This window comes from Microbulbifer pacificus, assembly GCF_033723955.1.
In the GTDB taxonomy this organism is placed as follows: domain Bacteria; phylum Pseudomonadota; class Gammaproteobacteria; order Pseudomonadales; family Cellvibrionaceae; genus Microbulbifer; species Microbulbifer pacificus.
On sequence record NZ_CP137555.1, the window covers coordinates 3,444,622 to 3,463,958 of the forward strand.

Annotated in this window: 17 protein-coding genes; 7 read left to right on the forward strand and 10 right to left on the reverse strand. The window is 57.7% G+C overall.

All coding sequences use genetic code 11. The annotated features are described in order from the left end of the window. Nucleotides 1–5 precede the first annotated feature (5 nt). A complete protein-coding gene (locus R5R33_RS14680; protein ID WP_318953448.1) occupies nt 6–506 on the forward strand; it encodes a GNAT family N-acetyltransferase in 501 nt (166 codons plus the stop codon). Nucleotides 507–523: 17 nt separating this feature from the next. On the opposite strand, the gene R5R33_RS14685 is transcribed toward R5R33_RS14680, so the two are convergent. Further along, nucleotides 524–1,369, reverse strand: a complete 846-nt coding sequence (locus R5R33_RS14685; RefSeq protein WP_318953449.1) for an SPFH domain-containing protein — start codon at nt 1,367–1,369, stop codon at nt 524–526. A gap of 75 nt (nt 1,370–1,444) precedes the next feature. After that, nucleotides 1,445–1,906, reverse strand: a complete 462-nt coding sequence (locus R5R33_RS14690; protein WP_318953450.1) for an NfeD family protein — start codon at nt 1,904–1,906, stop codon at nt 1,445–1,447. 329 nt (nt 1,907–2,235) lie between these two features. Here R5R33_RS14690 and R5R33_RS14695 point away from each other — a divergent pair, with 329 nt between their 5' ends. The 5 genes from R5R33_RS14695 to R5R33_RS14715 all read left to right on the forward strand — a co-directional run bounded on the left by R5R33_RS14695 (nt 2,236) and on the right by R5R33_RS14715 (nt 7,617). Continuing rightward, nucleotides 2,236–2,952, forward strand: coding sequence for an RNA-binding protein (locus tag R5R33_RS14695; protein ID WP_318953451.1), 717 nt, complete (start codon nt 2,236–2,238; stop codon nt 2,950–2,952). Nucleotides 2,953–3,054: 102 nt separating this feature from the next. Further along, nucleotides 3,055–4,269, forward strand: coding sequence for a phospholipase A (locus tag R5R33_RS14700; protein WP_318953452.1), 1,215 nt, complete (start codon nt 3,055–3,057; stop codon nt 4,267–4,269). A 22-nt stretch (nt 4,270–4,291) separates the two neighbouring features. Then, on the forward strand, nt 4,292–4,696 hold the full coding sequence (locus R5R33_RS14705; protein ID WP_318953453.1) for an NUDIX hydrolase: 405 nt from the start codon (nt 4,292–4,294) through the stop codon (nt 4,694–4,696). Nucleotides 4,697–4,847: 151 nt separating this feature from the next. Then, entirely contained in the window at nt 4,848–6,845 is a 1,998-nt protein-coding gene (locus R5R33_RS14710; RefSeq protein WP_318953454.1) for an aminotransferase class I/II-fold pyridoxal phosphate-dependent enzyme, read from the forward strand. A 34-nt stretch (nt 6,846–6,879) separates the two neighbouring features. Beyond that, the gene (locus R5R33_RS14715) at nt 6,880–7,617 is read left to right on the forward strand and encodes an SDR family NAD(P)-dependent oxidoreductase (RefSeq protein WP_318953455.1); all 738 of its coding nucleotides are present in this window, start codon (nt 6,880–6,882) and stop codon (nt 7,615–7,617) included. A gap of 100 nt (nt 7,618–7,717) precedes the next feature. Here R5R33_RS14715 and R5R33_RS14720 read toward each other — a convergent pair whose 3' ends face one another. The 6 genes from R5R33_RS14720 to R5R33_RS14745 all read right to left on the reverse strand — a co-directional run bounded on the left by R5R33_RS14720 (nt 7,718) and on the right by R5R33_RS14745 (nt 14,402). Further along, complete coding sequence (locus R5R33_RS14720) at nt 7,718–9,478, reverse strand: alkaline phosphatase family protein (protein ID WP_318953456.1); 1,761 nt, start codon at nt 9,476–9,478, stop codon at nt 7,718–7,720. A 192-nt stretch (nt 9,479–9,670) separates the two neighbouring features. Next, complete coding sequence (locus R5R33_RS14725; protein ID WP_318953457.1) at nt 9,671–10,372, reverse strand: UTRA domain-containing protein; 702 nt, start codon at nt 10,370–10,372, stop codon at nt 9,671–9,673. An 81-nt stretch (nt 10,373–10,453) separates the two neighbouring features. After that, nucleotides 10,454–11,260, reverse strand: coding sequence for a phosphonoacetaldehyde hydrolase (gene phnX, locus R5R33_RS14730; RefSeq protein WP_318953458.1), 807 nt, complete (start codon nt 11,258–11,260; stop codon nt 10,454–10,456). Between the two features lie 8 nt (nt 11,261–11,268). Then, on the reverse strand, nt 11,269–11,919 hold the full coding sequence (locus tag R5R33_RS14735) for an HD domain-containing protein (RefSeq protein ID WP_318953459.1): 651 nt from the start codon (nt 11,917–11,919) through the stop codon (nt 11,269–11,271). After that, nucleotides 11,912–13,102 carry a TIGR03364 family FAD-dependent oxidoreductase gene (locus tag R5R33_RS14740; protein WP_318953460.1) on the reverse strand — a complete coding sequence of 397 codons (1,191 nt, stop codon included), beginning with the start codon at nt 13,100–13,102 and terminating at the stop codon, nt 11,912–11,914. Before R5R33_RS14740 ends, R5R33_RS14735 begins: the two co-directional genes overlap by 8 nt. Nucleotides 13,103–13,133: 31 nt before the next feature. After that, the gene (locus R5R33_RS14745) at nt 13,134–14,402 is read right to left on the reverse strand and encodes a DUF5690 family protein (RefSeq protein ID WP_318953461.1); all 1,269 of its coding nucleotides are present in this window, start codon (nt 14,400–14,402) and stop codon (nt 13,134–13,136) included. 335 nt (nt 14,403–14,737) lie between these two features. Between R5R33_RS14745 and R5R33_RS14750 the strand changes: the two genes are divergently transcribed. Then, nucleotides 14,738–17,317 carry a TonB-dependent receptor gene (locus tag R5R33_RS14750; protein WP_318953462.1) on the forward strand — a complete coding sequence of 860 codons (2,580 nt, stop codon included), beginning with the start codon at nt 14,738–14,740 and terminating at the stop codon, nt 17,315–17,317. Between the two features lie 130 nt (nt 17,318–17,447). Here the strand turns inward: R5R33_RS14750 and R5R33_RS14755 are convergent, their stop codons facing one another. Then, on the reverse strand, nt 17,448–18,893 hold the full coding sequence (locus tag R5R33_RS14755) for a M23/M56 family metallopeptidase (protein ID WP_318953463.1): 1,446 nt from the start codon (nt 18,891–18,893) through the stop codon (nt 17,448–17,450). After that, nucleotides 18,886–19,284 carry a BlaI/MecI/CopY family transcriptional regulator gene (locus R5R33_RS14760; protein WP_318953464.1) on the reverse strand — a complete coding sequence of 133 codons (399 nt, stop codon included), beginning with the start codon at nt 19,282–19,284 and terminating at the stop codon, nt 18,886–18,888. Before R5R33_RS14760 ends, R5R33_RS14755 begins: the two co-directional genes overlap by 8 nt. Nucleotides 19,285–19,337: the final 53 nt, after the last annotated feature.

A 19,337-nucleotide genomic window follows, 5' to 3' on the forward strand; every position in this document is an offset into this window, starting at 1 on the left:
GTGGTTTGACGGAGCAGAGCAGTGCGCAATTGGACATGGTGCTGGTGGATTACCGCGATCAGAAGCAGGCGGCAGATCTGCTGGCACTGCTGGATGAATACGCGCGGGACCCCTGTGGTGGTGGCGAGCCGCTGCCGGAGATCTGTTGGCACGAGCTGATCGACCGGCTCGCGGCCTTTCCCGGAGCCTTCTCGGTCATTGCATACCGCGGGGATACGCCGCTGGGACTGACGAACTGTTTTATGGGTTTTTCGACTTTCCTGTGCAAACCACTGGTGAATATTCACGATGTGGTGGTGAGTGAAGCGGCGCGCGGTCAGGGCGTGTGCACCCTGATGATGGAAAAAGTGGCGCAGGAAGCCCGTGAGCGCGGGTGCGCAAAAATCACCATGGAAGTGCTGGAAAAAAATCATCCCGCCCGCGCGGCCTACCGCAAGTGCGGCTTCAAACCCTATGCGCTGGATGAGGAATTCGGCAAGGCAGAATTCTGGCAGCGCTATTTATAACGCTGCCAGGGTCGCGATTAGCGATTCAATAATCCCTTGATGGCATGCGGAAGATCCGCCGGGAAGATGATGTTCTTGGCGTTGTCGGAGGCGGAGAGGTTTTCCAGCGCGCCGATATAGCGTTCACCCAGCAGGTACATTACCGGCAGCTCCTGGTCGCTGATGGCGCGGGTAACCCGCTCGATGGCCTCGCGACTGGCATCCGCCAGAACGATCTGCGCCTGTGCATCCCGCTTGGAAGCCTCAAGGCGGCCGTCCGCTTCCAGAATGGCCGCCTGCTTTTCCCCCTCGGCGCGGGTTACGGTGGCGCGGCGCTGGCGCTCTGCCGCCGCCTGCTCTTCCATCGCCTTCTGCATGGTCGCGGACGGATTGATATCCTGGATTTCCACCGTCTTCAGATTGATCCCCCAATCCGAGATATCGTCGGAGATGGCTTCCTTCAGTTTTGCCTTGATCAGGTCGCGGGACGACAGCGCCGAGTCCAGTGACATCTCACCGATAATGGAGCGGAGCGCCGTTTGCACCAGGTTCTGGATCGCGATCTCGTAATCCTCCACCCCGTACACCGCCTTCTCTGGCGACACGATATTGATGTAGGCGACGGCGTTGGCAATGATGGTGGCGTTGTCTTCGGTAATCACCTCCTGGGAGGGAATATCCAGCACGATATCCTTGGTGGTCACCTTGTAGGGCACCTGATCCACATAGGGAATGATGATGTTCATGCCCGGGTTCAGGGTGCTGTGGTATTTACCCAGCCGCTGCACGATATGTTTGGAGCCCTGGGGCACAATACGCACGCCCATGCCGATGGTGATGATCACCAGAATCACCAGCGCTACAACTACAGATAATCCTTCCATGTTTTACTCCCCCTTCAAATTTCCACATTGAAACCGTTGTTGTCGAAAAAATTGCCGGCGTTGTCGCCGAACCTATCAAAGCGGGCTGACCACCAGGGTGTTGCCGGAAATATTGAGTACCTTCACCCGTTCGCCAATGGCGATTTCGCTGGTACTCATGAACTGCCACTCGTCCTCCCCCAGAATTGGCGCAGGGAAGCGCAGGCGGCCGCGGGGCCTGCCGATATTGGATTCGATCACCGAGCCCACCTGGCCGGTGAGTGCCTCCATGGCCATGCCGGAGGTGGTGCGGTCTTTCCAGTTGGGCTTGATGAATTTCAGCCACAACAGCACCAGCGCAACCGACAGGCCCGCCCACAGCAACAACTGCGCGGTGATGGGAATGCCCACCAGCATCAGCAACACGCCGATGGCGAGTGCCGCGAGCCCGAACCAGAACAGGATAAAACCGGAAACAAAAATCTCCGCTGTGACCAGCAGCAGCCCCAGAACGAGCCAGTGCCAGTAGGCAATGTGTAGATTGAGCCATTCGAGCATAAAGGCCATTCTCCCTGTTGAACTCTGTAGCGAGCCTCAATGTAACCAGCTCGTGTAACAAACCCATCGATTATGCCCCAAAGTCACAAGCCGGGAGCACTTTGCCGTTCCTGCCCTTTGGGGAAATCTTCATTCGGGTTATGTCCGGAGCTGTGTTTTCGTCCTCATAAAAAGTTCCCGCAAATTTCACAAATCCGCAGCAAATCTTTACCCCTGTGCAATACTTTTTGCAGGTAAGAGCGCGTTAATCCATGCATCAATTTTGTGCGTTTGCACCCTTCAAATCACCTTCAGCATCAAGAGATATCACGGACGAAGATCTTATGCGAATGACTGCTAACCTGGCCCAGGGTCGATACCAGTACAGCTGCGATGGGCGAACGATGCCGGTGCAGGACGACTGGCAGTTGGGACGCGACGACAAGGGCGGCCTGATGCTGGTCAGCCGTCGGCTGGTGGGCGAGCAGGGTCATGGAATGGAAGTGCATGCCCTGATGAGTGCGGGTCTGGTCACCGAGTGCCGCGTGGTGTGGAAAGACGAGATGGACGAGGTAAACGCCCACTACCGTCTCGCCCCCGCTGCCGGCGAGGCACCCGCCATGGGCAACCCCATTGAGGCGGAGTGGACCGGTCCCAACGGGCTGCAGCAGAGCGTGCTTACCGGCAATAACCGTCTTTTGTTTCCGTTGATGCGGATCTTCATGGGGCCGCTGCTGCTGCGCCTGTGCGATATGGAATTCGGCGTGGAAGTGGTGACGCCGGATATTGTGGATCCCTCCCAGCGCGGCAAGCTGCTGGCGCCGCGGGTGAATCACCGCCGTGCCGCCATACTCCCCGGAGATGCGAATATTCAGGGGGTACATGACCTGGGGCCGGATATCCGCGTTTTTTCCTATCTGGGTGATGAGGCCGAGCGCGACGCTTACTGTTTTGTGGACCAACGCGGCCTGCTGGTGGGCTACGACTGGCCGAGCAGCACCGGACGGTTGTGGCAGGTACGCCTGCGTGACCTGGAATGGTCTCCGGAACTGGTTTCCCTGTGCTGAAGTGCGCGCTGATCCGGAGTTGATCTGGATCTGACCCGCCGCACAACACCCGTTCACAAACCGTGTACACTGGCGCCCTGCATCTGCCCTGGAGCGCCTGTTTTGTCTGTACCCCGTAGCCATTTCCCTCTGAATCTTGTCAAACCGATAGCCCTGTTCCTGTTGTGTGGAGCCCAGTTCTCCTCGTACGCCTTTGCCCAGGAACCGGAGCCGAATCCGGATGGCGTTGCGCAAGAAGCAGAACCCGGGGCGGGAGAACTCGCCCCGCAGGGCGCGGAACAGGTCCCGCCGCCGGAGCGGGAAATCGAACTGCTGCAGATGGACGACTCGCTGCAGAGCGAGGAGCGACGCCAGCAAAACTGCCTGCGGGAACAGCTGCTGACCGCGCCCGCCAATATCACCCTGGAAGAAATGCGTATCCGCTGCAAACTGGCGGTGATGCGCGACAACCCGCAAGCGGAAACCCCGCTTTTTGCCACGGTGCCGGAAGCGGAGTCGCCGGACGAGGGACAGGTTCTGTTCAGCAAGCGCGCCAAGGCCATTCGCGACGCGGCGGAAAACCCGTTTACGCTCGCCTCCCACAAGGTCAATTACCTGCTGCCGGCCACGTATAATCCGCATCCGAACAAAGCGGGTCTCGAAGACGAGGTGCAAAACGGCGAGCCTCTCGACCTGGATTCGATGGAGGTGCAGTTTCAGCTCTCGGTGCAGGTGCCGGTGTGGCGGGGGTTCCTCGGCAAGGCGTCGTTCATGAGTGTCGCCTACACCAACCGCTCCTTCTGGCAGGCCTACAATTCCGACGATTCCTCGCCGTTTCGCGAGACCAACCACGAGCCGGAACTGATCATGACCTGGCTGAATGACTGGACCGTGTTCGGGTTCCAGAACGTCGCCAACCAGCTCGCCATCAATCACCAGTCCAATGGCCGCAGCGAACCGTATTCCCGCAGCTGGAACCGGATTTACGCCAATTTTGTGTTTGAACACGACGAGTACTATCTCGCCTTCAAGCCCTGGTACCGCATACGTGAAAGTCGCGAGGAGGACGACAATCCGGACCTGGAGTACTACCTCGGCCACTTCGAACTCACCGGCGGTGTGGAAATCGGGCAGCACGCGGTGTCGCTGATGCTGCGCAACAATTTGCGCTCGGACAACAAGGGCGCGGGCGAACTGCGCTGGAGCTTCCCCATGGGGCATCGGGTGCGCGGTTACGTGAAGTATTTCAATGGTTACGGCGAGAGCCTGATCGACTACGATGAGTCGGTACAGACTTTGGGCATCGGCTTCGAGCTGGCCCGGGGTACCGGAAGCTGAGATAAAACCGCAAGGTCCACGGATGGGATTTGACGATACCTACAAACTGAGCGCCCATGCGGTGATCACCAATGACGAGGGTGGCGTGCTGCAAGTACGCGCCACCTACGCCGACAAATCCTGGGGTCTGCCTGGTGGTGCACTGGATCTCGGTGAAACCATACACGAGGCGCTGCATCGGGAGTGTCGTGAGGAGCTGGGGCGGGACATCGTCATCGACTACCTGAGTGGCGTCTATTACCACCGGGTCTACAATTCGCACGTATTTATTTTTCGCGCGCACTTCAAGGGTAATGGGGGCATTACGCTGTCATCGGAGCATTCGGAATTCGAATATTTTCCGGTGAATGATTTGACGCCCGTACAGCAAGTGCGTGTGCAGCACTGCCTGCAATTCAATGGTGAAGTGCAGAGTGCCAAGTTCTGATGTGATCACATTTCCCATTGGTTGATTTTGCGTTTCGACCAATTTTCCGCATGAACCCCCAAATCATCGCAACTCTCCGTTTTCGTCGTCTGCCTCATTTAGTATCCGCCTTCTATGCTTAAAGATAAGAAGACGCGATATGGAAATGACGATGCCTGATCTGGGCAATCTGAGAGAGCAGCGCCAGCCACTGGAATGCCGGGTGGCACTGGTCAGTAATGACCGCGATCTCAGTTGCAATTGGGTGAGCGCGCTCAATACCACCGCCGCCCAGCATGAAAATCCCCTGGGGTTGCGTTTCGAATCGGTGATGCACAGCGCGCTGGAAAATTACCTGCTGTCTGAGGACAAACTGCAGGCGCTGATCATCGATGCCGGCTGCAGTCCCGAAGAGTTGAAGGGGGCGGAGATACTGGCGGATCGCCTGCATGATCTGCGTGCGCAGCTGAATGTCTTTCTGGTGGCGCAGGATTCATTTCTGAGCGACCAGGGCGGTGCACCCGCTTCCGTGCGCAAGCGCTTTGATGAATTGTTTGACCGCCGCGAGTGTAACTTCAACCAGATGTTTCGCCTGGTACAGGCATTCATCGCCCGCCGCGCTTCCACGCCATTTGCCGATACGCTGAAGGAATACGTATTCTCTGCCCGCGATGCCTGGCACACCCCCGGCCACTCCGGCGGTGACAGCCTGCGCAATAGTCCCTGGGTAGGGGACTTCTACCGCTTTATGGGGGAGCATGTGTTCAACACGGATCTCTCGGTGTCGGTACAGGTACTGGACAGCCTGCTCGAGCCCCACTCGGTGATTCAGGAAGCCCAGGACCTGGCAGCCCAGGCTTTCGGTGCCGAGCACACCTTCTTCCTCACCAATGGTACGTCCACCGCCAACAAGGTGGTGATCCAGCAGATACTCGGTGGTGGCGGAAAAATCATTGTCGATCAGGCCTGTCACAAGTCGGTGCACCACGCGATTGTGATGAACCGGGTGGAACCGGTGTATCTGAAGTCCACCCTGCATCCCCAGTTCGGTATCTACGGCCCCGTGCGCCGCGCGGATATCGAAGCGGCGCTGGACGAACATCCGGATGCGGGGTTGCTGGTGATTACCTCCTGTACCTACGATGGCCTGCGCTACGACCTCAAACCCATCATCGACTACGCCCACGAGCGCGGTGTGAAGGTGCTGATCGATGAAGCCTGGTATGCCCACGGATATTTCCATACCGAACTGCGGCCGACGGCACTGGAGTGCGGTGCCGACTATGTCACCCAGAGCACACACAAGATGCTGTCGGCGTTTTCCCAGGCCAGCATGATTCACGTGCAGGACCCGGACTTCGACGAGTTCCGTTTCCGCGAGAACCTCAACATGTACGCTTCCACGAGTCCGCAGTATCTGATGATTGCGAGCCTGGATGTAGCGCGCAAACAGATGGCGATGGAAGGTTACGGCCGCCTCCGTCACTGCTTGCAGATGGTGGAAACCCTGCGTCGTGAAGTGGACGCCACCGGGGTTTTCCGCGCGCTTACCTGTGAAGACCTGATCCCGGCGCCACTCGCCAATGACAATATCCGCCTCGATCCCACCAAGGTCACCATTGATGTGACCGGCAGCGGCTTCTCCGGTAAGGAAATCCAGGTAAAACTGTTCGACCAGTTCGGCATTCAGGTGGAAAAAACCACCTACAACACCATCACTGTACTGGTGACCATCGGCAGCACCGAAAGCAAATTACTGCGGCTGGTGCACGCGCTGAAGGAACTCGCGCGCAGCCCGCGTCGCCGCCGCCATATCAGCGCATCGCGCCAGCTGCCGGAATTCACCCGCCTGAGCTGTCTGCCTGCGGATGCCTATTTCGCCGAAACCGAAGAGCTGCCGCTGATGGACAATGGCGTGGCGGCGGAGAAGAAACTGGTGGGGCGCACCTGCGCCGATGAGATCGTGCCCTATCCCCCGGGGATTCCAGTGCTGGTACCTGGGCAGGAAATCTCCGCGCAGATCGTGCAGTTCCTGCAGCAGTTGTTGCAGGGCCAGAACACCACGGAAATACACGGGCTGATCTTCCGCTCCGACGAGCCCATGTTGCGGGTGGTGAAAGGTTTCGAGAAACGCGCCGAAAAAGCCCCGCCCGCCAAGCCGGAAAAGTAAGCCACGAGCGGGCGATGCGAGGACCGTGCAGCCGATGAATCAACCGGACAATTCGCCGCCTGCATGTATCCTTGTCGCCGGGGCCAGTGGTGGTCTCGGCGTCGCGTTATGCAGAGAGCTGATTGCACGGTTTCCCCGCGCAACACTGCTCACCGTCAGTCGTGGGGAGGTGCAACTGGCGCCGACCCAGTCTCACCTGAAAACCAATCTGAGCGACCCGGAATCGGTGGCTGCGACTGCCCAGTGGCTGCAATCGCAGCCACTTCCCAACTGGGTGATTAATTGCTGCGGCACACTGCACTGGGATGGGCACCTGCCGGAAAAAAACCTTTTGCAGTGTACCGATGAGGCACTGCTTCGCAGTATTTCTGTCAATGTACTGAGCCACCTGCACCTTGCCCAGGCACTGTCGCCGCAGCTGCGGCGACAGTCTCCACTCACCTGGGCGTCGCTGTCGGCCAAAGTCGGAAGCATCGAGGACAATGGCCTCGGTGGCTGGTACAGCTACCGCATGAGCAAGGCGGCCCTGAATATGCTGGTGCGCAACCTTTCCATCGAGTGGGGGCGCAAACTCGATTCCTGCCGGGTGGTAGCGGTTCATCCCGGTACTACGGATACCGCGCTTTCGAAACCGTTTCAGAAAAATATTGCTGTAGACAAATTGTATGCGCCTGCCCTGAGTGCGGAGAGAGTGGTTTCTGTAATCGCAGGATTGCAGGATTCTGATACTGGCAAGCTGCTCTTTTGGGACGGCACCACCATACACTGGTAGCGAGTGCTATGAACAAGCCGCGTATCGCACGGGTAACACCGGCGCAGTACGCGGCTTTTTTTATTGCATCAACCCTAAATCTGAAACGACTTCGAGAGCATCAGGGATTCAGCAGGCCAGGCCAGGTATCGCCATTGATACTTTTGGGGTAATCGCTATCCACCTGATCGTTGCTGATGCCGTAGCGAATATAGCGCTGGTTGGTCAGGAAAAAATAGGCGCGGCTGTTGCTCCACTGGTGGGCTGCGGTGATCTCCGTGGCGTAGTCGGACATACCGGGCCAGGTGTTGTTGTTGATGGCCTTGGGGTAGCCCCCATCGATGCTGTCATTGGTCATGTCGTAGCGCAGGTAGCTGCCATCGGCCAGGAAGAAATACACCTTGCTGTTCGGCCATTTCAGTGCGGCGCGGATCTGCGTTGCGTAGGGAGCGAGTCCCGGCCAGGTATTGTTATTGACATGTTTGGGATAGCCGGGATCGACGCTGTCGCTGTTCAGGTCGTAGCGCAGATAGCGACCGTCTTCGAGAAAGAAATAGCCTTTGCTTCTACTGGCCTTGAAGGCTGCAACGATTTGATCGGCGTAATCCCCGAGTCCCGGCCAGGTGCTGTTAGAGATCGCCAGAGGGTAACCGCTGTCGGCGCTGTCACTGGTTTTGTTGTAGCGAACATACTGGCTGTCATCGCGAAAGTAGTAGGCGCGGCTGGTGCTCCAGTCCAGCGCTGCGGTGATATCCAGGCGGGTCTGCCGCAGTGCCACTGGGGTCTGGTCCTGAACGAATACAAAATCGGCGGTGCCGTGGAAGCTGCTCTGGTCCTGCCAGCTACGCGCGAGCGCATCCACGCTGTCAACGAGTTCGCCGTTGCGGTACACATCGACCTGGCCGGCAGTCTGCGCAAACCACTCTGCGGTGCTGTTGTCTCCGGGCAACAGTTTACGCGCGCCGGTATTGCCGAGTAGCGGGGTGCCATCCAGTTTCCAGTCGCGATCAAGACTGATGCCGAGGTGACGCAATACCGTGGGTGCAATGGCGGTCTGCGCGGAGCGTCCATACAGCCCGTCGAAATCGGTATTGCTGATATCGCTGATTTTTTCACTGTGCTCCAGGTTCAGTACCTGGTTACTTGCGATAAAAATGGTTTTCTCATTACTGGTCTGCGCACCATGGTTGCAGCCGAGGGGGTCGCGCCCGTGGTCGGTGGTGACCAGTACCAACCAGTTGTCGCCCTGTGCGTTGCGCGCTTCCACGGCATCCAGCAGTTGGCCTAGCAGTGTATCAGTGCTGGTTATGCTGCTGTTGTAGGCGCTGCCGAAACAGTAGCTGTGGCCAGCGTGATCGGGTTCGTCCAGGTGCAGGAACAGGAAGTCCGGCGTACCGCTGTTGATCCGGGTAATGGCCTGGGCAGTCACCTGGTCATCGGAAAGGCCACTCAATACCAGGTCGGCGTTGCCCAGGTCCTGGGTAAAAAACTGGGTATTGATGGGACTCCAGTTAACGATACTGCCCACCCAGTGATTGCTGTCCGCATCCTTGATGCGCTTGAACAAGCTCGGAAATTCGTTGTTGGCTAAACCGGAACTGTTGGATGTCACCCGGTGCTTATTGGCCCATACGCCGGTGAGGATGGTGGACCAGCCGGGCCCACTGTACGTGGTCTGCTGGTTGGCGGCACCGTTGATACCACCGGTGTAGGCTTGTTCCACGCGCAGGCGATCGAAGTTGGGTGTATTCACGGACAGCAGTTTCTCGTACTGGAGTCCGTCGACGCCGATCAGCAAAACTTTATTGTTGGATTGGGCCTGCGCCACGGTGCAGCAGGCGATGGCCAGTAAGGCGCAACACCAATGTGTAACACGATTCATGGATTTTCTTCCCGTTAATCTGTGATATGGAATGCTGGTCTAGACCAGGATTTCAGGTTAACGAGACAGGATGAAATGCCAGTGAAGCTGGCGTGACCTGACAATGACTAAATGGAGAAAACAGAGGTAGAGGCGACAACGCGTTGTGCGCTGGTTCTCGCCTCGCAAAAGAAGGCTGAAATGGACGGGCTGTCAGCGGGTGGCGACTTCCATTTCAATGGCGTGTGGCAGCCAGTGCTCGACGTTGTAGTCGATCAAACGCTCCTGTGTGTCGTAGCGCAGGCGCAGAATTTTCAGGCCAAGGGCACCTGCGTGAATTCCCAGTGGTTCCGCATAGCACTCTTCGAGATGTCCCATCTGGATATTGCACTGCTCGCGGCTGACAGATACGCCGTAACGGGCGTGTAGTTGCGCGGTAACAGAACCGGACAGGTCCAGCTCTTCCACGCCGCAAAAACGCTCTATGGGTAAAAAGCTGTCTTCCACCATCACTGCGCGTCCGTCGAGGCTGCGCACCCGGCGCAGTGCGTAAAAACGACTGGATTTTTCCTGGCCAAACGCTTGGTAAATTTCCCGACGCTGTTGCTGACGGCGCAGTTGCAATACCCGGGTGCTGGGGTGGAATCCTTGCTCTTCCGCCATGCGATTGAAATCCACCTTGTGTGCCGGCTTCATCACAAAGCGCTGCGGCGCGACAAACCAGCCGCGGCGGTTTTGCCGGTAAATCAGTCCTTCGCCTTCCAGGCGATTCAGTCCGTCACGCAGGGTGATACGGGTTAATTGCAGGTGCTCGGCCAGCTCGCGCTCAGAAGGCAGTTTCTCATTCGCTGCCAGGCGGCCGCCTCCGATCAGGCTACAGATATGGGTTTTGATGTCGTCGTAGGCGAGGGACACAATACTTCACTCAAACAAGGGGATGCGGCCATATCCTAACTCATAGGGAGCGAGCTGGCCGCATCAAAAACAACGGAAAAATTACGGTGTTTCACCCAGCGCAAGGCGGCGGTTGATATCCACCAGTACCGCTTCAAGCTCGGAAACATCGTCGATCAGATAGTGGGCGCCGCAGGATTCCAGTGCGCGATAGGCGCGATCTCTTTGCGTTTTTTTCTGCTGCTCATCCAGCTGTTGCCACTGCGCAAGCGACAGACCGAGCGCATTGCCGCTGCATACGACCGCGACGGTCCACATGCCGGCGTTACGGCCCTCGTCGATACCGGGGGCTGTATCGTCCACTTTGACACATGCACTCACACAAGAAATCCCCAGATCGATCACCGTACGCAGGGCGGCGGCGGGGCCGGGACGCGCGCCGGGGGCTTCATCGGCGGCCACTACGCTGTCGGGAAGCAACTGCTGTTGCGCCGCAGCTTCCAACATGCCTTCGATCATGTTGCGGCTGTAACCGGTAGTGGTGCCGATTTTAAGGCCGCGCGCGCGCGCCATGGAGAAGGCCGCAGTCGCGCCAGGTACCGCGGCGCTGTGGTGGTCGATAGCACGTTGCTGTACTGGTCCCAGGTTTTTGTAAAGCCGGGCTACGTCGGCTTCTGTGGCCGGAGTATTGTGCGCAGCCTGCCAGGCGTCACGAATGCGCGGCATTTGCAGCAGGCGCCGGATGTGCTCCTGTTTTTCCGTACCCATGGGCGTACGGGTTTCACTTTCGCTGATGTCTATGCCGGCATCAGCAAATACCTGCATGAATGCGCTGAGCGGAGCGCGCGAACCGAAGTCCACGAGCGTGCCGGCCCAGTCAAAAATAATGGCTTCCAGTTGTCTCGTCATCGTTATAGTCATCCGTTGGACTCGAGTGAAGTAGAGGTGATGTTTTGCGGGAGTTGTTTGGCTGCGATACCGGCAGTGAGTTCGAGTTCGCAGAGATCGAGCCAATAGTCCATCTCGGCAATGGCTTTTGAATCGCACTTGCCGGCTTCATCCCAAAGCCGCAGTGCAATGGCATCTTGTGCATACGTACCCAATAGAAAGCGGCTTCGTTCCGCGGAGGACATGGTATCCCCCTGTAACTGCAGTGAGCGTTTGCTCGCGGGGCTCAGGTGCTGGATATAGTCCCCGTCACAGGCCGCGAGAAAACGCTTGGCTTCCACGTGCTTTGCCACCGGGACAAACACGGATTCCGAAAATCCGAGCTGGCACAATAATTGGGCACCGATACGGTCGTGATCCCTGTGGCCTTCATCGTCGGTACCCGGCAGCAGCAGGTGCAGGGCCTGGAGGTGGCCGATATCGTGCAGAAAGGCCGCGCACACCAGTGGGCGCGCCGCGCCTTCCGCCTGCGCCAGTGCCGCACACTGGCGGGCGTGTTCCAGCTGGCTGCAACGCTCGCCCAGTGGCAGATGGCCGAACTCTTCAAGCAGGTAGCGCAGGTATCGAATGTCCTTTGCCGCGTCGCAGTTTTCCGGTTTTGCTTTACGGATATCAGGCATAGCTGTGCTCGCGGGGCAATGTCAGAGCTTCTCCTCGTAACAATTGCTGCACGACGTTTTGCATCAGCGCCGGGCCAGTGGTCATGCCTTTGCCGCCGATACCGGTAACCAGATGAATTTTCTCGGATACGGACCGCAGCAATACCTTCTGCCCGGACATGTCCTGGCTGTAGTAGCCATTCCAGCAGCTCGTCATACGCCAGTGAGGCAATTTGAGGATATTCCGCGCTTCTTCGAGCATCAGCTGGTTGATGTCCTCGCGCACTTCGTAGTCGATGGAGGTAACGTCGTTCGCAGGAAAATACTCGTGGGAATCGCCGATGATGATGCTGCCGTCAGCCGATTGGCGAAACAGCATGTGAATACCGAACTCTCCGTAACGCGGGTCCAGTACCGGCTGTGGCAGAACCGGGTAACTCGGGCAGCTGTGAAATGCCTCGTAGCGGCGGATACTGAGGCCGGTGAGCAGGTTACCCGGCAGGCGGATGCCGGGCACCGATTCGCTGCGCAGCATCTGTAATTTGCACAGCTTCATCTGGTCGTGCTGGGTGATGTCCGGATATAACTGGTTCAGCAGATGCCCGCAGCAGATAAGAGCCTGATCTGCGCGCAGGGACTCGTTGCTGCTGGTAAGGATTTCTACGCTGCCGTCGCGCTCGCGGATATCCCGCACCAGGGTGCCAGGGCGCAGGGTCAATGCCGGGTTGGCGCTCAGCAGTGACCACAAGCGCGGCATCAGCTGTCCGCTTTCCGCACTCATCTCGTCGGGATAGTACAGGCCGCCATGGCAGTACTCCGCGCGCAAAGCCGGCATTTTTTCCATACACTGGTTCGGGGTCAGCAATTGTGAGCGGTAGTTATGTGCGCAATCGATTGCGTGCATCTCTTCCAGCAGCATGGCTTCCTCCGGCGTGGAGGCAATATAGGTGGATCCCTGTTGCCAGATCGCACCCCCCACCATTGGTTGCAGCTGTCGGTAAATGGACAGTGAGCGGATACCGAGTTCCCGCCAGGGGCCCAGTGCCATGCCGGAGGGAACCAGTTGCCCAAAGTTGCGTACCGTGGCGCCGCGTGCGATTACCCCGGCATCCAGCAAAAGTACACGCTTTCCCTTTCTAAGTGCTTCCAGTGCGGCAAAACTACCGAGTACACCGGCGCCCACGATGGCGAGATCAAATTTCATAGGTAATCACTTAAATGGTTGTTTTTGTTTATCAGGTGGATGCTGCGGTGGTGTGGGTTGAAACCGAATCGTCGCGCTGCATGTCGGGGTCGAGTTTCCGGAAGTACAGCAGGGAGACAACAATCAGTAACATGCAGGCACCACCGGCGACGTAACTGAATTGCAGGGTGAACGGCAACCAGGCGAGATCCGGCTGCGCAAAAGTTTTGTACAGAAGCACACAAATACTGCCGGCGTAACCGGAGGCGTCTGCCAGGTAGATAAGGAAGCCCGCGTTAGCGATGGAACGCGAAGCGGCCACCAGGCGCTCGAACAGCAGGCAATTGAACGGAATAAACCCCATATACAGCCCGGTGTTGATCGCGATCATCCAGCTGGCACCATCGATCCATCGGTTTTCAAAGGCATAGGTGGCCGCAATGCACAGCAGGCCACCGCCCGCCACTACCAACTGGTTGCACACTAGGGCCAGGTAATTGCTGCGGATGAACATCAACAGCCATAGACTGCCAAGTACGACCAGCGTCACCGGAAGCGTACTGGTGAGGAATATTTCCGGCGCTTCGCCATAACCCAGGGCGGACCAGAGTTCCGCGGCGAAGTTGTCGGTGAAGTCGCGAAATGCCGTAAGGAAAACATATACTGCCACCAGCGCCGCCAGACCCAGTCCGGTTTCCTGCAACAGCGCATTGCGCATCGCAGCATCCATCGGTGGTCGCGGTTTGCGCGCGGCCATATCCTCGCGGTCCGGTGCCGGTGTTCTCGCCAGCAACCACACGGACACAAGCAGGGGGGGAATAAACAGCGCGCCTACCAGGGCCGGCATCCAAAGTTCCGGGACCTGCCATTCCACCAGTAAATAGGCGGCGACGGCCTTTACCGCACCGGATGAGACAATCAATGCTGCGCACAGAATGGCTCCCAGTGCCTCTGTTACCCGGCGCCCCTCGAGATAACTGAAAACCAGCCCCCACACCATGCCGAGCGGAATACCGTTGATAAACAGCATGGTGACATTCAACGGTGCCGGCAGCAGGGCGAACCCCACCAGTGCCAGGTGGCTGACCAGCAACATGGCGACAAGAATCCAAGCGCGGCGCTGCGGTTGCATCTCTGAAACGACCTTGATGCCAGCAAATTTGGACAGTGCGTAGCCGAGTACCTGCGCAATGATCAGCGCGGTCTTGTAATCCATCTCAAAGTGCCAGTCTTCCACGTCACTGAATGTCGCTGCACTGAACGGCTTGCGGAAAGCGTACATGCAGAAGTAAGTAGAGAAGGCGGCAAGCCCTGAAAACATAACCAACGCAATCCTGTTGGCTTTCACCGCTTGTTCAGTCTCGTCTCTGGTACCCATGTTTTGCGTACGCACATTTTCCCCCTTTGGGATCTGGTCTAGACCAAATATTAGGGGTATGAAATGTCAGTTTCGTGACCGCAAGGTGACAGTTGCATTCGATGGGTGCAGACCTTGGATTGAAAAAGGCGGTGTAAGAATTTCAGCAAACAAATTTAATCGTCCTGTTACAAAAGCGTCACAGGGGCGGCCTAGGATTCTGGTCTAGTCCAGATGTGTGTGGGCGAAATAAATCTCAAGGCCAGACGTAGAACGCTAATTGAAAGCAGGGGTGGATGATGAATAGTCACAAATTGCTGCCGGCAGCCATTGCGCTGATCGTGGCACAGGGCCTACACGCCGATGACGGGGTGGCGGAAGCCAGGGAACAGGCCACTCAGAGTGGCAATATCGAAGAAATCGTCGTACTCGGAAGTATGTTTGATACCGAGCTGCGTGCAATTGAATTACAGCGTGCATCGGACCGCATAGTGAATGTGGTCTCCGCCGATGGCATCGGTCAACTGCCCGATCGCAATGCTGCAGAAGCGGTTCAGCGTGTTTCCGGTGTGTCTATCGAGCGCGACCAGGGTGAAGGCCGCTTTGTGGCGGTACGCGGTCTGCCGTCTGAGTGGAGTTCATCGAGCCTGAATGGCCACCGTTTGCCCTCCGCGGAAGAGGAAACCACCTCCCGCGCCACCGCGTTTGACTTTTTTCCCTCTGAACTGATTGAGCGCATCGAAGTAACCAAGGCGGTGACGGCAGATCAGGAAGGAGATTCCATCGGCGGTAACGTCAACTTCATTACCCGTACCGCACCGGAATCCCGCACCCTGGATATCTCTGTGGCCGGTGGTTACGCCGACAAGGCCGACGGTGATATCAAGTCGCTCAATCTGTTGTTTGGCGATCGCAGCGAAGATGGCAAATTCGGTTATATCGTCAACATGACGGGCTGGAGCCGCGACTGGGCTACCGACAACTTCGAGCCGCGCCGCGATGGCAATGGCATCTACCGCCTGGAACTGCGTGACTACACCGGCAACCGCGAAACTCTCGGCATGAATCTGGGTGCGGAATACAATTTCAGTGATGACGACCGTGTCTTTGTGCGCGGGCTCTACGGTACCCTGGCAGACGAAGAGACGCATTACAAACATCGCCTGCGTTTCGACAAGGATCGCATCGAGCTTCAGCATATTCACAACGAGCTGATCACCGAGATGAAGGGCTTCGAATTCGGTGGCGAACATGCGCTGGGCGAAACCTCAATGCTCGACTGGAGCTTGGCCAGTTACGACAATGAATTCCACTATGGTGCGATTCCCAATGGCGAAGACCGCTCCTATTTCGTGGTGCGCTTTGACCAGAAGAATGTGGGATACGAAGGGCTTGCTGACGACGGTCTGGCGTACAACACCATCGACGGCGGCACCGATCCGGCCAACGCCATATCTACGCATCTGCCAGACGGTTTTGTAATGGACCCGGCCCAGGCTGCACTGTCATGGGTGGAGCTGTACAAGGTTTACGTCAACGAAAAAGACAAGGTCGTTGCTTCTTTCGATTTCACCAGTGAGCTCAACAGTGAACTGGAACTGAAAATGGGCATGAAGTATCGCGACAAGGAACGTGTGTCCGTGTTTGCTGATGAGTTCTACGAGTGGACAGGTGAAAACCCAGTGCTGCTGTCGGATTTCGCGCTGTCAGATCAGCCGGGTCGCGGCGACTACCTCGACGATGTGAGTGTGGACTACGCTTCACAGTTTTCCCAGGTGGCATCCATGTCGGACCTGGCGCGCTTCTGGAACGAGAACCGCGATCAGTTCCAGTTGGTGGACGAGGAATCCGCTCTGGTAAGTAATGGCAATGCGCTCGGTCGCAACTTTGAACTGGCCGAGAAGCACCTGTCCGGCTACGGCATGGCAACGTACCTGATGAACGACCGCACCACTGTGGTGGCCGGTTTGCGCCTGACCCAGACCACCACCGAAGTGGACAGCCAGGTTTATGTCGAGGATGAAAGCGGTGAGGGCCATCTGCAGCCGTTCAAGGGCAAGAAAGATTACCTCTCGGTACTGCCTTCCGCGCATCTGAAGTACGCATTGACCGAAGACAGCAATGTGCGTTTGGCCCTGACGCGAACCTTCGCCCGCCCCAACTTTGGTGACCTGAACCCGGGTGGCTACTACGCGGAACACGATAATGAATTCCTTGGTGGTAACGCGGAACTTGAGCCCACCTATTCGTGGAACCTGGATGCCATCTACGAGCATTATTTCGGCGATGCGGGCCTGGTTTCCGCCGGATACTTTTACAAGGATATTACCGATCCAATTTTTGAATCGGTGCAGGAAGGTAATTACAATGGAAAGTCCGGTGTGGATATATACCGCCCGGAAAATGGTGACGATGCCTGGTTGCACGGATTGGAATTCAACCTGATTCGCAAGCTCGACTTCCTGCCCGGCGCCCTGGCCAATCTCGGTGTTTCCACCAATGTGACCGTGATGGATTCAGAAATGACCATCCCGGGTCGCGATGGAACAGTGCCAATTTCCCGTCAGGCGGATCTGCTGCACAACATCGCCGTCTACTACGATGATGGTGATTTTTCCCTGCGCCTGGCCCAGAACCACAAGGGCGAGTATGTGGAAGAACACGGTGACAATCCGGATGAAGATCAGTTTTATGGCAAGTACACAAGCCTCGACCTGAGCGCCAATTACACGGTCAATGACCGCCTGGTGGTTTTTGCCGAGGCCATCAATCTCACCGATGAACCGCTGACGTATTACATCGGCAGTGAGGATCGTCCGAAACAGGTGGAGTACTACGGGGTACGCGGCCAGCTGGGTGTGCGCTATAGCTTCTACTGAGTCCGGAACTGGAGCCGCACGGCTCCGGAATCCCGGTACTTGAAACTCCCGATCGTTCCTTGTTTGCCCCGCCACTCGGCGGGGCTTTTTTATTTGGGGGCCGCCCCCGTCCGAATTCGCAACCAGCGTGTTACTGCTTTGCCAGCACCAATACCGGTTGCTTTGCAAAAAACGGAACCTGGCTTGCCGGATCAACCACTTCACCGTCTTGGTGGAGCTCCCAGTGCAGGTGCGGTCCGGTGGCCTTGCCGGTGCTGCCCACCAGACCGAGGATCTGACCCTGTGCGACCCGCTCACCTTTATTCACCAGGCGTTTGTCCAGGTGTGCATAAAGGGTTTCCGTACCATTGCCATGGTCGATAATCACCACTTCACCGCTGGCGCCGTCGGCACCTGAGAAGGTGACCACGCCCGCCCGGGGTACCTGAATCTGAGTGCCCCGGGCCGCGCTCAGGTCGATACCCTTGTGCAGGCGTTTTTTATTGTGTTGCTCGTCCTTGATCGGCCAGGGTCTCATGCCGAAACTCGACGTCACCTTGGCGTTAGGCAGCGGATGGATAAACGCCTCCGCGACCTTGTCGGCCAGTGCCAGCTGCGGTTGCAGGCTCAGCAACAGGGCGCCGCCGAGGGTCATGGCCCACAGCGCTGTGTTGGGGCGCTTGCGGGCGCTCAGTTTGCCGTCCAGAATATGGCGGATTCTCATGGTGAAGCTCCTTTGGTTTTGCGTTGAGAATGCCGCGACAGGATCATTGCCGTGAGTTGTCGCGGTTTGGCGGAGGGTCTTCAGCATTGCTTCTGCATAGGCCCTCCGCCGTTTCGGGTTTTCTTTTCTGAGTACCTGCTCGTCACAACCCTGCTCCAGGGCATCCACCGCCAATTTCGCCAGCGCCTTCAGCGGCCAGTTGAACCACAGCAGCGCCGCCATCCATTGCAGGCCCAGCACCACCAGTGGATCCCGTTGCGCCAGGTGTTCCAGTTCGTGACGGACAACCAGGCGGATCTGTTCGAGGGACAGGTTGTCGAGCATCCACTGGCTGAGTACCAGCGTCGGTGTCGGCAGGGCAGCGGCGAAAGGCGAGATCCGCTGCGGCACCAGAACCAGTTTCATGTTTCTCGGAGCGTCTTCCACGCCGAGATGCCGCGCCAGTTCTCCCTCCGCCGGCAGTGGCTTGCCGCGCCGCACCAACTTGACCAGTCGCCATTGGCCCAATACCAGACGCGCCAGACTGATGGCCGCGCCCACTGCCCAGATCCAGCCCCAGGCCATAAATGCCCAGGACAAGGAAGCGGGGGAGTCTTTGATTTCACTGATAGGAACTGCCGCGTGAGCGGCTGCCTGGGTTGGCTCTGTCAGTGCCGGCAGGCTGAGTTGAATGGCCGGCGCGTTGTCTGCGGCGGGCAGGAATCCCAGGCAAAAACTGGCGAAGGTCAGTACCGCGGCCGCCAGCCAGGGCTCGCGCCAGCTATTGAGCCAGTCAAGGCGGCGGGCAAGCAGTACCAGTATTGCCATGGTGGTGGTGCCGACGACCAGGGAGATAAGGCTGGACAGCGCAAGTTGTGCAAGCCACTCAATCATCGCCGTCTCCCTGTTCCGTTTCTCCTTCACCTTCTTGTGCCAGCAGGGCTTCCAGTTCCATCAATTCGGCTTTGCTGAGTAACTCGCTACCGGCGAAGAAGGAGACCGGCACCGGACCTTTTATTTCCAGAACACGCTCGGCGAAATCCCGCGCATACGCAGCCAGCGTCGGAACCTTATCTGCTTTGGCTTCGAACACCTTGAGTCCATGTACTTCCAAGGCCTGTAGCAGGCCCTTGTCCTGCATGCGGTCCAGCGTCTTACGGGTAGAGGAATAGGACCAGCCCAATTGTTCTTCAATCTGCTGGTGAATCTCGCGGGCGCTGAGAGGCGACTGTTGCCAGAGAGCCTTGAGGATTGCCAGCTCGGACGCCGAGGGTTGCGGTTTCATAGGAACGTGCCTTGTGACTGATGGGGTAAGCGTACGACAGGTGTCGCACACCT